This is a genomic window from Secundilactobacillus hailunensis (assembly GCF_005405185.1).
Lineage (GTDB): Bacteria > Bacillota > Bacilli > Lactobacillales > Lactobacillaceae > Secundilactobacillus > Secundilactobacillus hailunensis.
In genome coordinates, this window is the sequence record NZ_BJDO01000003.1 from 34,205 (window position 1) to 48,288 (window position 14,084).

12 protein-coding genes are annotated in these 14,084 nt (G+C 43.7%); 1 reads left to right on the plus strand and 11 read right to left on the minus strand.

What is annotated here, in order from left to right; all coding sequences use genetic code 11:
* Positions 1 to 95: 95 nt before the first annotated feature.
* The 3 genes from FFM73_RS01420 to argS all read right to left on the minus strand — a co-directional run bounded on the left by FFM73_RS01420 (position 96) and on the right by argS (position 4,820).
* Positions 96 to 2,213 (minus strand): PBP1A family penicillin-binding protein, encoded by a 2,118-nt coding sequence (locus tag FFM73_RS01420; protein ID WP_373278616.1) that lies wholly within the window; start codon positions 2,211 to 2,213, stop codon positions 96 to 98.
* Between the two features lie 139 nt (positions 2,214 to 2,352).
* Positions 2,353 to 2,820 carry an arginine repressor gene (gene argR, locus FFM73_RS01425; protein ID WP_089108245.1) on the minus strand — a complete coding sequence of 156 codons (468 nt, stop codon included), beginning with the start codon at positions 2,818 to 2,820 and terminating at the stop codon, positions 2,353 to 2,355.
* A 308-nt stretch (positions 2,821 to 3,128) separates the two neighbouring features.
* Positions 3,129 to 4,820 (minus strand): arginine--tRNA ligase, encoded by a 1,692-nt coding sequence (gene argS / locus FFM73_RS01430; protein ID WP_137630006.1) that lies wholly within the window; start codon positions 4,818 to 4,820, stop codon positions 3,129 to 3,131.
* A gap of 470 nt (positions 4,821 to 5,290) precedes the next feature.
* On the opposite strand from argS, the gene FFM73_RS01435 reads away from it, so the two are divergent.
* Positions 5,291 to 6,721, plus strand: coding sequence for an APC family permease (locus FFM73_RS01435; RefSeq protein WP_137630007.1), 1,431 nt, complete (start codon positions 5,291 to 5,293; stop codon positions 6,719 to 6,721).
* Between the two features lie 75 nt (positions 6,722 to 6,796).
* Here the strand turns inward: FFM73_RS01435 and FFM73_RS01440 are convergent, their stop codons facing one another.
* The 8 genes from FFM73_RS01440 to FFM73_RS01475 form a co-directional block, all read right to left on the minus strand.
* The gene (locus FFM73_RS01440) at positions 6,797 to 7,312 is read right to left on the minus strand and encodes a folate family ECF transporter S component (protein WP_235874422.1); all 516 of its coding nucleotides are present in this window, start codon (positions 7,310 to 7,312) and stop codon (positions 6,797 to 6,799) included.
* 130 nt (positions 7,313 to 7,442) lie between these two features.
* Positions 7,443 to 8,204 carry an ABC transporter ATP-binding protein gene (locus tag FFM73_RS01445; protein ID WP_137630008.1) on the minus strand — a complete coding sequence of 254 codons (762 nt, stop codon included), beginning with the start codon at positions 8,202 to 8,204 and terminating at the stop codon, positions 7,443 to 7,445.
* On the minus strand, positions 8,185 to 9,147 hold the full coding sequence (locus FFM73_RS01450; RefSeq protein ID WP_137630009.1) for a FecCD family ABC transporter permease: 963 nt from the start codon (positions 9,145 to 9,147) through the stop codon (positions 8,185 to 8,187). Before FFM73_RS01450 ends, FFM73_RS01445 begins: the two co-directional genes overlap by 20 nt.
* Before the next feature lies 1 nt (position 9,148).
* Positions 9,149 to 10,036: a heme ABC transporter substrate-binding protein IsdE gene (gene isdE / locus FFM73_RS01455; RefSeq protein WP_137630010.1), complete on the minus strand. Its 888-nt coding sequence runs from the start codon at positions 10,034 to 10,036 to the stop codon at positions 9,149 to 9,151.
* 13 nt (positions 10,037 to 10,049) lie between these two features.
* Positions 10,050 to 10,886 carry an NEAT domain-containing protein gene (locus tag FFM73_RS01460; RefSeq protein ID WP_171001151.1) on the minus strand — a complete coding sequence of 279 codons (837 nt, stop codon included), beginning with the start codon at positions 10,884 to 10,886 and terminating at the stop codon, positions 10,050 to 10,052.
* Positions 10,887 to 10,981: 95 nt separating this feature from the next.
* Entirely contained in the window at positions 10,982 to 12,520 is a 1,539-nt protein-coding gene (locus tag FFM73_RS01465; protein ID WP_137630012.1) for a hypothetical protein, read from the minus strand.
* A 102-nt stretch (positions 12,521 to 12,622) separates the two neighbouring features.
* The gene (locus FFM73_RS01470; RefSeq protein WP_179951349.1) at positions 12,623 to 13,252 is read right to left on the minus strand and encodes an NEAT domain-containing protein; all 630 of its coding nucleotides are present in this window, start codon (positions 13,250 to 13,252) and stop codon (positions 12,623 to 12,625) included.
* Between the two features lie 384 nt (positions 13,253 to 13,636).
* Positions 13,637 to 14,029, minus strand: a complete 393-nt coding sequence (locus FFM73_RS01475; protein ID WP_137630013.1) for a hypothetical protein — start codon at positions 14,027 to 14,029, stop codon at positions 13,637 to 13,639.
* Between the last annotated feature and the right edge of the window lie 55 nt (positions 14,030 to 14,084).

A 14,084-nucleotide genomic window follows, 5' to 3' on the forward strand; every position in this document is an offset into this window, starting at 1 on the left:
GCGAAAGCTGGGGAATGAAAGCTCTTTAATCTTACCTAGACTAAACGTGTTTCGTCAGGCAGCGACCTGCATATAAGCGCCTGACTACACACTCTCTACCCAAACGTATTTTGCCACCACTTTTTAACGGTATTCGCAGCGTTATTAGCACCTTGCTGAATTTGGTCACCCACGCTGCCAGCGCCCTGCTGCACGTTGTCCCACAAATTATTATTAGACTTCGACGCTTTCGCCAAAGTTGAGGCATCCTGCGTATTAAATTGGGTTTGTTTCGTATACGGCAAGATTTCTTCCATTTCCGTCTTGAACAATGGGCCAACACCCGTCCCACTCAAGTTTTCCAAATGGTGACTGCTATTAGTATTGTCAAAACCTTCCCAGGTCGTTAAGACAACATCCGGAGTGTAACCCACGATCCATTTATCACGGGTCGCATCACCATCACCCGTGGCATCGGCTTCAGTACTCCCAGTCTTACCGGCAACGGAGTACCCGTACGGTTTAGCGTCAACACCAGTCCCACTGTTGAAGACACCCAGCATCATACTGGTCATTTGCTTGGCAACCTTTGGCGACATGACGTTATGCGTTGTCACCTTCGGATTATTAACGACCACGTTGCCCGAAGCATCCACGATTTTACGAATGTAGTGAGTATCCGTCCGCGTGCCACTATTAGCAAACGCCGTGTAGGCCCCCGCTAATTCCTGCGGTGAGACCCCTTTGCTCAAACCACCCAATGCCAAAGCCAAGTTCTTATCCGACTTGGTAACAGGTATCCCAAACTTTTTGACTGAATCATAGCCTTTATTAACGCCAATTTTATTCAACAGCCAAACTGCGGGTGCATTAACACTATTAGCTAGTGCTTCGTACATTGGAATCTTACCGGAATAAACGTTATTGTAATTTTTCGGCGTGTAGTGGTTAGTGCCATACGACGTCTTTTTATCTTGCAGTTGAGAATCATAGAAATAACCGTTCTCAAGTGCTGGCGTATAGACCGCTAATGGTTTAATGGTCGATCCTGGCTGCCGCTTAATTTGGGTTGCCCGGTTATAACCTCGGAACACATGCTTGCCACGGCCACCGACCACGGCCATCACACCGCCGTTATTCGGATTAACCGCCACTGAAGCTGCCTGAACTTTAGTCCCATCAGCAGCATTTTGCGGGAACAAGTAACTGTTCTTGAAGTTTTCCTGCAACCGTGACTGGTAATTTTGATCCAAATACGTGTAAATTTTATACCCATGATTCATAATGTCTGATTCCGTTAACCCGTACTTAGAAATAGCTTCGTCGATCACAGCGTCAAAGTAGTAGGGATAACGGTAGGAATCCTTATACTGATACGTGTCTGCGGTGGTTAGTGGTGTTTGCTGGTACGCGGTTGCCTGTGATTTAGTAATATCACCCGTTTCAGCCATTAAGCCCAAGACAACGTTACGACGGTCCTTAGAGGCTTGCGGATGATCGATAGGGTTATACCCGCTTGGTGAGGTCAGCATCCCGGCTAATACCGCTGACTGCGGCACGGACAAATTAGCTGCATCTGTTCCGAAATACTTCTGTGCCGCATCCTGAACACCCCAGACACCATTGCCAAAGTAGGCATTATTTAGATACATGGACAAGATATCCTGCTTTGAATACACGTTTTCAACTTCAATGGCCAGAAAAATTTCCTTTAATTTACGGGTCATGGTCTGCTGCTGCGTCAAAAAGGCGTTTTTAACTAACTGCTGTGTGAGCGTACTACCACCGCCGCTAATATAATCACGGTGAAGCAGCTTGTTTTTAGCCAGCAAGAAAAAAGCCCGGGCAATCCCTTTGACTGAAAAACCGTGTTCATGATAAAAATTACGGTCTTCAGTTGAAATGACCGCCTTAGGTACGTTTGGCGAGATCTTAGACAGCGGCACATACGTCCCCTTCTGCGCATACAGTGAACCAGCCCGGTGATTGCTTTTATCGTAAATATAAGTTGTTTTTTCCAGCTGGGCCTTTAAATCACCAACGTTGGCCGTTTTGGCCTGAAACGTTAAGGTGGCGCTCACGACAAAGATCAGCGCTAAAATGGCAACAATGATCCAGCGGGTCAGCTGATAACGATGCCAAAACTTACCAAAATGGCTTTTAAACCGTTGATAATACGGCGACATCATCGCTTTGAACCCTTGATTTGATTGATTTCCCCGATTATTATTCATTCGTTTCCCTCAATAAGTAAAAGATTTGCTTCATTAATTCTATCATATTATATAAATGCAGCTAAATTACAACTCAAATTTTAACAGTCCTTAAACAAAAAACACGCCAATGTTGGCGTGTTTTGTACCCAGTAAGCTATTAATGAACAATATCTGGGTTCATATTTTCAGCAATTTCATCATTTAACTGCTGAGCAACTTCAGCATTTGGACTAATGACTAAAATCGTATCATGCCCTGCTAACGTCCCCACAACTTCAGGTAACTTTAAATCATCTAAAATTGCGGCTAGCAGATTGCCATTACTGGGTAACGTTTTGATCACGTTCATAAATTCGATGCGTGTCAAACCGATGACCACTTCATTAATGGTTTCGCGCAGGTGTTCTTCTTCAGATTTATTGCCGGGTTTAAAAATCGTGTAACGCAAGTGTCCATGGCCATCTTGGGCTTTGACAACCTGCATCTCGCGAATATCACGTGAGATCGTTGCTTGCGTCGCCTTAATCCCAATTTCATTTAGATGACGCATTAGGTCTTCTTGTGTACCGATCGGATACTGATTGATCAACTGTTCAATCCGTGATTGACGAATACTTTTTTTCATCCTAATGCAGCCCCCTTCAACTGAACTAAATACTGTAATTATTATAACAAAATGAAAAACGAAAAGAAAGCAAGATTTTAAATAAGTATTCAATGTTAGTATAATTTAGAATATAAATTAATCAGTTGGAAGTTAAAATTCGGTTTACCGCCCCCAATCTGTCTTCATAGTAACTAATATAAATGCAGGAATACTTGGATTGCCGCTCAATCTATAATAACATCAACCTAATACGTTTCTAATGTTATCACACCAAAAAAGATGCGGCCGGAAATTTTTCCAGTCGCATTATCAGATATTAGATTAAATTACATTTCGTCCGGAGCTTCAACGCCTAATAGCCGAAGCGCTTCTTTCAAAACAGTTGAAACACTCTTAACTAACGCCAAACGAGCAGGCTTTTCTGCGTCGTCAGCCAAGATTTTGGAGTGCGCGTAGTACTTGTTGAATGCCTTAGCCAACCGAATGGCGTATTTAGCAACGTCTGAAGGTTCGAATTCCTTTAGAGCTTCCACAATAACATCAGGGAAGTCGGCCAACGCCTTCACGGTTTCCCAAGCTTCTGGGTCAGAGATCTTAGCGTCACTGGTTGGGACGGTCACATCGCTTGCCTTACGCAAGATACTTTCGGCACGAGCATGCGCATATTGAACGTAAGGACCGGTTTCACCCTCAAACTTCAGCTGTTCTGCCAGGTTAAAGTCAATACTGTTCATCCGTTCGTTCTTCAGATCACCGAAGATGATGGCGCCAACACCGACCTGCTTAGCTACCTGATCCTTGTTAGGCAGATCAGGGTTCTTTTCCGCAATCTGCTTTTGCGCCATTTCAATGGCATCATCAAGCACGGCATCCAGTAAAATGATCCGGCCAGAACGCGTTGACAGCTTCTTACCGTTAACGGTGATCAGACCAAATGGAATGTGGTGCAGGTTCTTAGCGGATGGCAAGCCCATTTCAGTTAAAACGGCCTTTAACTGCTTGAAGTAGTACATTTGTTCAGAACCAACCACGTAAAGGTTCATGGCTGGATGATAGGTATTTTCACGATAAACCGCGGTCGCAATATCTCTGGTGATGTAGAGTGAGGCCCCATCACTCTTTAAAATCAATGCAGGGTTCAAATTATACTTTTCCAGGTCAACCACTTGGGCGCCTTGGGATTCTTTCAGCAGACCCTTTTGCTTTAAGTCGTCAATAACTGCCTGCATCTTGTCATTGTAGAAGGCTTCACCATTATAGGTATCAAATTTAACACCCAACTTGTCGTAGATGGTCTTGAAGGCCTTTAAAGATTCATCACGGAACCATGACCAGAGGTGACGCGCTTGTTCATCGCCATCTTCGAGCTTCTTGAACCATTCCCGAGCTTCATCATCCAATTCAGGATGTGCCACGTCTTCTTTATGGAACTTCACGTAGTACTTAACCAGGTTAGTGATTGGGTCTTTCTTAACGTCGGCTTCGTTCCCCCACTTCAAATAAGCAGTGATCAGCTTACCAAATTGAGTTCCCCAGTCGCCTAAGTGATTATCCTTGATTGGGTTGTAGCCGTTTTTCCGTAAAATTTCAGCAATTGAATTACCAATAACCGTTGAACGTAGGTGACCCATGGAAATTGGCTTGGCAATGTTAGGTGATGACATATCAATCGGCACGTTACCGTTATTACCGGACTGGTTTTGACCATAGTCTGCACCGGCCGTCAAAACTTCGCCTAGAATTTGAGCGCTAAAAGCAGCCTTATCCAAGAAGAAGTTCAGGTAAGGACCAGCAACTTCCACTTTTTCAAATTTACTGGTATCGATTTTTTCAACTAGGTCGCTAGCAATTTGCTGTGGCGCCTTCTTAAAGGTCTTAGCTAAGGTAAAGGCTGGAAAAGCGTAATCCCCTTTGCTGGTATCCTTGGGCCGTTCAATTTTTTGATAAATATCTGCTGCTGAAAGTACGTCCGTTAATGCTGGTGCTAACGTATCAGCAACTACTTGTTTGTAATCCATAATATTAACTCCTCACGTAATAAATTTTGACTGCGATTAAACTACTGGCGATATCAGGGCAATAAAAAAAGTCCCCCTCCTACACTGAAACATGTAAGAGACGAGACTACCCGCGGTACCACTCTTGTTGATATTACTATCCACTCAACTTATAACAATATCATTCTAAAAAGCGCGCTTCATCAGCGTGATCATTCGGCTCCCATCATTCCGAACTCGCTATTCATCACTAACTGATTACTCTTCTTTTATTATCGAACTGGGCTACCGTGGTAACCTCACTTGTTGCATTCTATAACATCTCGATGTAAAGCACAAGAACAATAATGATTTTTTGTCCTTATCAGATTTAGAAAGCGCTTTATTAAGTCGATTCTCATTTGCCAGCTCATTTTATTAAAATTTGATGTATAATAGGATATTATATTCATGTATTAATATTTTATTCATTTCATGAAAGGAGTTTAGGAATGAATCATAACAAGAAAACTTCCACGCTCTTCCTTCGTAAAGACATCAAAACTGATCTTTACAAGAAGACTGGGCTGGAAAAGTCGCTCACAGCTTTTAGTCTGATCACAATGGGTGTCGGCGCAATCGTGGGTGCTGGGATCTTTATTACTCCCGGAATCATCGCCGCCAAGTATGCTGGGCCCGGTGCGTTTTTGTCGTTCGTTGTGGCCGCGATTGTTTGTTCATTGGCTGCACTCTGCTACTCGGAATTTTCATCAACCATTCCACTAGCTGGTAGCGCATATACATACATATACGCTGTTTTCGGGGAATTTATTGCCTGGATTTTAGGCTGGGCACTAGTCTCAGAGTATTTATTCTCCGTTTCAGCGGTTGCAGCAAGCTGGTCGTCGTACTTTCAAAACATTTTAGCTGGCTTTAACTGGTACCTGCCAGAAGCGTTCCGTGCAGCATACGGCACCGCTGGTATGCCCCACGCCATCTTTGATCTGCCTGCTTTTATCATTATCATGTTAATTTCATTCCTATTAGTCGGCGGTGTGCGTGAATCAGCGCAGATCAACGCCATCATGGTTATTCTTAAAATTATCGTGATCATCCTGTTCATCGTTGTCGGAGTCTTCTACATCCGACCTGAAAACTATCATCCCTTCTTGCCATTCGGCATGAAAGGCGTGGTTTCAGGGGCGGCCGTCGCGTTTTACGCCTACATCGGGTTCGATGCGGTCTCTACCGCGGCTGAGGAAGTCAAGAATCCGCAAAAAAACGTCCCACTTGGGATCATTGGCTCCCTATTGATTGCCACGGTACTTTATATCGCTTTGTCACTGGTCCTTGTGGGAATGGTCAAGTATACGCACTTAAACGTGGCTGACCCTGTCGCTTACGCGTTACACTTCATCCATCAAAACTGGGTCTCCGGCATCGTTTCCTTAGGGGCCGTAATTGGGATGACCACCGTGCTCATGGTGTTCTTATATGGCGGTACGCGACTGGTCTTCGCCATTAGCCGTGATGGTCTGCTACCACGAGTCTTCAGTCGTTTAAGCACTAAAACTCACGTGCCAGTGACCAACACTTGGTTATTTGGTATTCTGGGCAGTTTCTTCGCCTGCGTGATCCCAATTGATAAGATCACTGAACTGGTCAACATCGGAACGCTGTTTGCCTTTGCGATGGTCTCGATTGGAATCGTCTTTCTCCGGCGAAATCCCGAATTTAAAGAACTTGATTCAGCCTTTAAAGTACCATTCTATCCCGTTTTACCAATCATTTCGTTTATCCTTTGCCTGTTCTTAATGTTCGAATTGAAAGCCTTCACTTGGATTGCTTTCTTCGTTTGGTTGGTAATCGGCTTAGTCTTCTACTTCAGTTACGGTTACCGTCACAGTGTCGTGCGGAATCGCTATCATGCAGAAAATAAATAACGATTAAATAAAGGACGTGGAAATTTAATTTCCGCGTCCTTTTTATTATGGCATCTTTAACAATTATCCAAACGCTTAGCGGTTCGTTAAACGCTCGATTGGTAACACTTTAAACACAATCGTTATTACAACCGTATAAATCACAAAGGAAAGCAGTTCTTGCGGTATTCGCGTTGCAAACAAAACGTTCCAGGTCATCCCATACATGATGTGAAGCCAGAGACTATTCAAGAATAGGTTCCAACCGATCGTCACGATAAATGAAGCTAAGGTAATTCGCCACAGTTTAACTGGCTTTTGATAAAACAGTTTGCCAAAGGTGTATCCAGTAAGTGCGGCGGTAATCAGAAAACCAAAGAAAAAGCTAAACTTCGGAAACAGCAGCATCCCGATTAAATTGGCCATGGCGGTGGCACTAGCCGTTAATTTTGGCGGAAATAATCGCGCCATAATGGCAGTCACAATAAATGAAAACGTGATTTTAGTGATTAAAAATTGAATCGATAACAGACTGCCCAAAACAACCTGCATTGCAATCAATACGCTCATCACCGCAACAGTGTACGCTGAATTAATTCTAACCTCTTTCAACCCTAATCAACCTCTTCCCTCTTCTATAATAGTCCATTTCCGAACGGTTACACTTATTATTTAACAATAGTTCGGCTAAATTGCCAACCTTTTTTAAAAATTGGCACAAAAAAAGCGGTTTGCACCGCTATTAGGCCGCGAGTTGAATCACATAAGGGCCATACTTTTCGATCTTAACAATTTTAATTGGTACTTCAAACGCCTGACTAAGCAACTGCTCGTCTAACATCGTCGCCGGTGTACCAGCTTTAAGCAATTTACCCTGCTTGATCAGCCACAGTTGGTCGCTGACCTTCAACGCCTGGTTGATATCATGCAAGACCATAATGATCGTCATCTTTTTTTTAACGTTTAATTCCTGAATCAGCGCCATTAAATCATGGGCATACCGGATATCAAGGTAAGTTGTTGGTTCGTCTAAAAAAAGGTACTGCGGTTCTTGCGCCAAGGCTGCTGCCAACCAGACCCGCTGCTGCTGGCCACCTGAAAGTGACGTCAGCGGCTGATCCATGGCATCCGCGAGATCAACTGCTTGTAAAAACGGCCGGACCTCTTCATCCGAAATAGTGGCTAATAGCGAATGGAATGGTAACCGCCCCGTTTTAACCACTTCTTTAACGGTCATTTCGTCATACAGCTGATGCTGCTGGCTGACGACCGCAATTTTAGCCGCCCGTTTTCGCGGTGATAAGGCGCTGATTGGCTGACCATCTAATTCAACCGTGCCCGAATCTGGTGAAAGCCGTCCCAGAAGTAGTTTTAATAACGTAGACTTGCCCGCACCATTTTGACCAATAATCGACAGAATTTGGCCAGTTGGAACCGTCGCCGTAAAATCAGAAATGGTTTTTTTTGAATTCGAATAGCTGTAATTAACCTGCTTTAATTCCATGAGCTCCCCCTCTTTGAACCAACACGATTAAGAACGGGCCGCCAAGTACCGCCATTATCGTTGCTGCTGAGATCTCACTGGGCAGCACAACGAGCCGGCCAATCGTATCCACCACTAATAGCAGCCAGGCACCGCTTAACATCGAAAATGGCAAAATGGTCTGGTAATCATGGCCGACAAAATACCGTGCCACGTTAGGGACAATAATCCCAATAAAGGCTATCGTCCCCACAACTGAGGTCACGTCAGCTGATAAGTACACGACCAAGGCTAATAACCCCAGCCGTATGGCAGTCACTGGAATACCAATTGAAGACAGCTGCTCATCAGGCAGCTTTAAATCATTAGCCCAAGGTGCCATCAATAAGGCCACCACTAAACCGAGTATTCCGGTAATTAGTAAGGTGGTTACTGCTGACCAAGTAATACCGTTAAAACTTAGTGAGCTGCTAACGTCAATATTCTTGGTGAATAGCTGTGTCAACGCCATAAACGTGAAGTTTAAAGCCACCCCCACAATAATTAATTGGTAGGGCTGGCGCATCGTTTTCCGATTGGCTAATAACGCAAAGGCTAACAAGCCACCAATTAAAGCCAGCAACTGCTTTTGAAAACCGAACACCGGCAGCACCATGCCACCTACTAGCATTAGAAACTCACCAGCACTGGTGACACCCAAAATAGTTGGGTCGGCTAACCGGTTACGAAAGACGGCTTGACTAATGGCCCCTGCCGTTGCCAGCATTCCGCCGGCAACCATAGCCGCTAAAATTCGTGGCAGTCGAAAAGTCATGATAGTTGCCAATATTGCCGGCCGCTGTCCCATCAATGCCTGCCACAGCTGAGGTAACGAATAAAACTGAGTGCCTAACATGAGTGCCAAAATGATAGTGATGACCATGGCACCACAGACAATGGCATAGGCTAAACGTTCTTTTAACATCTTAACGACTCCCTGGATATAACCATTGCGACACTTCACCTAGTGCTTTAGCAGCATGCATATTCGCCGTCGCGTCAAAGTCGGGTTCCTGCAAGTCATAGACCCGTTTTGACTGCACTGCTGGTGTCTGGTGCCAAAACGATTGCGATTTAAATTCACTGTTAAACTGAGCTGTTACCATTTCAGGCATCGCGTGTTCCAGTCGTAGAATCACCTGAGGATGGGCTTTTTGAATTGCTTCATCGCTGGGCTGAATGTATTCTTGATCCTTCGATGGAAAGACGTTTTGACCACCAGCAAGTGTCACCAGATTGCCAACATAAGCGTGGTTCGTCGCAATCATGTAACCTGCGCCAGGTAATCCCATGAGTACCAGCACGCGTGGTCTTTGACGCCCCTTTGCCCGCTGCTTAGCCGTCGTAATCGCCTGATTGATTTCATGATTAGCGCTACGAGCTTCTTTTTGCCGGTCATATTGGTGCCCCATTTTAGTCACGACTTGCTGCAAGTCACTGACGCTTTGGAGCTTTAAAAAGTAGGGCTTGATGTGCTGCTGTTTAAAGGATTTGCCAAATTGATCTTTCAGCGTAGTCACGCTATACACCGCCGTTGGCTTGACGGAAGCAATCTTTTCTGCACTGGGATTCATGGGACTGCCTACCTTAGTCACATTTCGATACCTTGCTGGCATTTTATTAGCTGTGTTAGGAACCCCCACCAAGGGTAATTTCAGCCTATCTGCAATCTGGACGACTGCATACGTCGTCGCCACGATCCGTTCTTGATGGCGTTTTTTAAATGTTTGCTGGCTGGCAAATAAACCGCCTAATATGCCTACGATCAGTAACCCGATCAAAACGATCAAAGCCGTTCGCCTAGGTGATTTCAAGTTCGCACCCCCCTTATTCTCGCTTCTTCATCACGATCAAACTGCCACTCACAACAACGGCGATGATCACAACGACTCCCACAATTAGCAGTGGCAGCCGTGAAGTTGCCTGACTGTGATCTTTTTTAGTCGTGGCCGCTTTCTTGGGACTAGCTGACGGCTGTTTAGCTGCAGTAGCCTTAGCTGACTGACTTGAAGCCGATGATGAATTACTGGTTGTCTTCGGGTTTGAAGCCGCCTTTTTGCCATCTTGTTTATGATGACCTAGCTGCTTAACCGCCCCGTTCTTAGCTTGGCTTTGCTTTGGTTGGTTATTTGTTGCTGCCTGCTGGTTCTTATTCTTATTGGTCGCAGTCGTACCCGTCACTTTTGCTGTAGCGGCAGTGACAGCCGCTTTACCTTTTAAACTCGGTAACCCCTTAGTACTAAACTTAAATGAAATTAAATGCTTAGCTTTATACACCTTAGGGACATTAATCGATAATTTGGCATTGATTCGCTGCTTCAGATTTTTGGTCGTGAATGAATAGTATAGGTTGGAGTTACCTGCATGGTCCCTTACTCGACGGACGTTTTGCGGTGCTCCGCCGTTAACTGATAACACTGTCACCGGATAAGCCGACAACTTTTTAGCCGTTCTGATCCGCATGGTCACTACGTACTTATGATGTGACACCTTAACCTGAGCTGGTTTCACAAAATAGCCACTCGCCATTGACGTTTGATTCGTATGGTATTTTAACGCCTGATAGTTGATTGACTTAGCTTGGGCAGTTGTACTGCCCGCTGAAAATAGTAGACCTAAAGTGAGAAAGGCTATCAGCCCCATCACCCATTTGAGATGCTTCATGATCTTATCCCTCTTTCGATTAAATAAATCGCATTTCATATTAAAACCACAAAAACTACTTCGCTTGAAAAAGTTTAAATAGCTTTTGGTTCAGCTTATTGAACTGATTTTTTTCTAATAATTGCTGTTAACGTCACTAGAACCACGCTAATGATACCAACCACTGCTACCATGCCGTTCTGCACGTCACTAGTCTGTGGTAATCTGCCGGATGATCGTTCCACAACGTGGGCTTTAGCCTTTGGATTAGAACCCTTACCTGGAACGGCATTGGCGCCAGCAGCATCCGTCTTGGCTGCGTTGGTTGTATCAGTCCCACCACCAGCAGCAGGAGCACCCGTAAACTGATAGTAGATATCAAAGTCAGAACTAATACCTGCCATTGGCACTGACACGTGAATCGTGCCTTTAATGGGCGCCTTAGTTAAGTCAGCAAGTGTTGGCACGGTGAAACTAAAACTGGCAGTATACATTTTATCCGTCGATCCATAGGTAACGTTAGAGACTTTGTGACCCATCACTGTCAGCGGTACAAACCCCTTAGCTGACATGCCGGAATTCTTACCATATTGCACGTGCATGGTGACCTGATAAGACCCGTTGGCTAACTTTTTAACATCCGCTTTATGCGTATAGAATCTGTTGGCTTCAGAAATTGATTTGTCGTTAGCTTGGAGGACTTTGTAACTCATTTTGCTAACTTTATCATTGGTTGTTGGAGTAGAGTCTGATGGTGCGGAAGAACTATCGGTACTAGGAGTTGAAGAATCATCAGCATCATCTTTATTAGTTTTATCGGTTCCACCAGCGCTAGTAAACTGATAATAGACATCAAAATCAGAACTTATTTTCATCGTTGGCACTGATACATGAATCGTACCTTTAACGGGTGCTTTGGTTAGTGCATCTCGTGTCGGAGCAGTGAAACTAAAACTAGCGGTATACATTTTATCTGTCGATCCATAAGTAACGTTAGAAACCTTTCGGCCATTCACTGTCAGTGGCACAAAACCTTTAGCTGACATACCAGAGTTCTTACCATATTGTACGTGCATAGTGACCTGATAAGATCCATCACTTAGTTTTTTAACATCTGCTTTTCGAGTATAGAACTGATTGGCCGCAGAAGTTGATTTGTCGTTGGCTTGAAGAACTTTGTAACTTATTTGGCTAACTCCTTTATTATCATTGGTTGTTGGAGTAGATCCTGATGATGCAGAAGAATTATCAGTACCAGAAGTAGTTGCATCGGTTATATCTGTTCCACCGGCAGTAGAAGCGTTAGTAAAGTTATAGTAGACATCAAAATCAGAATTCATACCCATCGTTGGCACTGATACATGAATCGTACCTTTAACGGGTGCTTGAGTTAGTGCATCTGTTGGCACAGTGAAACTAAAACTAGCAGTATATGATTTATTTGTTGAACCGTAGTTAACGTTAGAAACTTTTTGGCCATCCACTGTCAATGGCACAAAACCTTTAGCTGACATACCGGAATTCTTATCATATTGCACGTGCATAGTGACCTGACAAGATCCATCAGATAACTCTTCAACATCTGCTTCATGGGTATAGAACCGATTGGCCATGGAAATTGATTTGTCGTCGGCTTGAAGGACCGTATAACTCATTTTATTAACTTGATCTGTATTCGGAATAGGTTTTGCTGATAATAAACTGCTAACACTTGAAGACGAAGAACTACTTGATGATGACGATGAGAAAATACTCGATCATGAAGAGCTGCTCGACAATGCAGAACTATTTGATGATGAAGATGAGAAAATGCTCGATGATGAAGAGCTGCTCGACAATGCAGAACTACTTGATGATGACGATGAACTGCCAGTGTTTGAAAATACAGAACTGCTTGATGATGAAGAACCATCTGTATTGGTAGTTGAAGAGCTCGAACTACCAGAACCCTTGACAGCCGTTACCTTTGACCAATCAAACTGTTCATATGCAGACTGATTCATATCCATGTGAAACAGCGCAACTACGATGTGGTAATCGACTAAGACTTTCGGAGTTTCATCAGGCATCGTAAACGTTAAATTAGACCCATCTAAAACAGAACTTTGACCAACAGAGGCACTCTTTAAATCGGCTTGCCCAGCCGAAGTTATCGGCACTGATACCTTGTAGGTCCCATTATTTACAACAACGTTCGCTGTGTCCCCTAGAAAGGCCCCAGCTGCACTAGTGCCCCCCGTATCTTTATTAATCGCTTTCGCTGGTACGGTATACGACCCATCCGCCAGTGCGTCCGCTTTAACCTGACCTAGAGCGCTTACACTTACTAGTGCAAAAATGAGCAATAATGTGTATCTGAACATCTTTTTAACCCAATTTTTCTTCATCAATAATTCCTCCCACGCGAGAATAATCTATATTATGGCAAAACCGTCTACTCACTTTAACCTTCAAAATCGAACTATAAAGTTCAACAGCTAAAAGCTACAATACTGTTCCACGTTGAAAAGTATAACTCAAAACCATTAAAATATAAATTGAAATATTCCAAATAAGTATATTTATTTAAAACTATTAGTATCGTAAAATAATTATTGATTGCTCAATAGCTTTATAGTTATGAGTTTCACTTTAGCAACGCGGCATTGAATCCCCCCAGAAATTTACGAATTACACCTCCCTTAATGATCTCCAGCTTCAATCATTCAATTTCACACGCTAAAACAGCGCGTAAGAGTTACAAAAAAAGCCCACCGAAGTGAACTTTAGACCTAGCCTAATTTAAATGGTGTAGAAATTGACACATTAATCGCCTGATGGCCATTAGCCACACATGTTTGAGCAACGTGACTAAGCAAGTGATGCGATTGAATATAGGTTCTAAACTCTGACAATTTTGGCACTTGCAACTGCAGACGGTTAGCCGATTGATCAACTTCAATTCGGTCAAGCTGGCAATCTTGATTGAGCCGTAGAATCACGGTTTCGACAATTCCTAACACAAACTGACTGTTCGTCAGGTAGTTAACGTTGGCAGTTTCAAGGTTGAATTTCATTGATCCCGTCGTTAAATCCTTCTGTTCATCATCCATCGTGGCACGATATGTAACCACAATATCGCGTGAAGTTACTTTGTTGCGAATCTTCAACGTATAAGCAATCAAAAGATCATCTCCTGTCAACACTATCTGACGGACTAACCATTAATCGAACTATCGT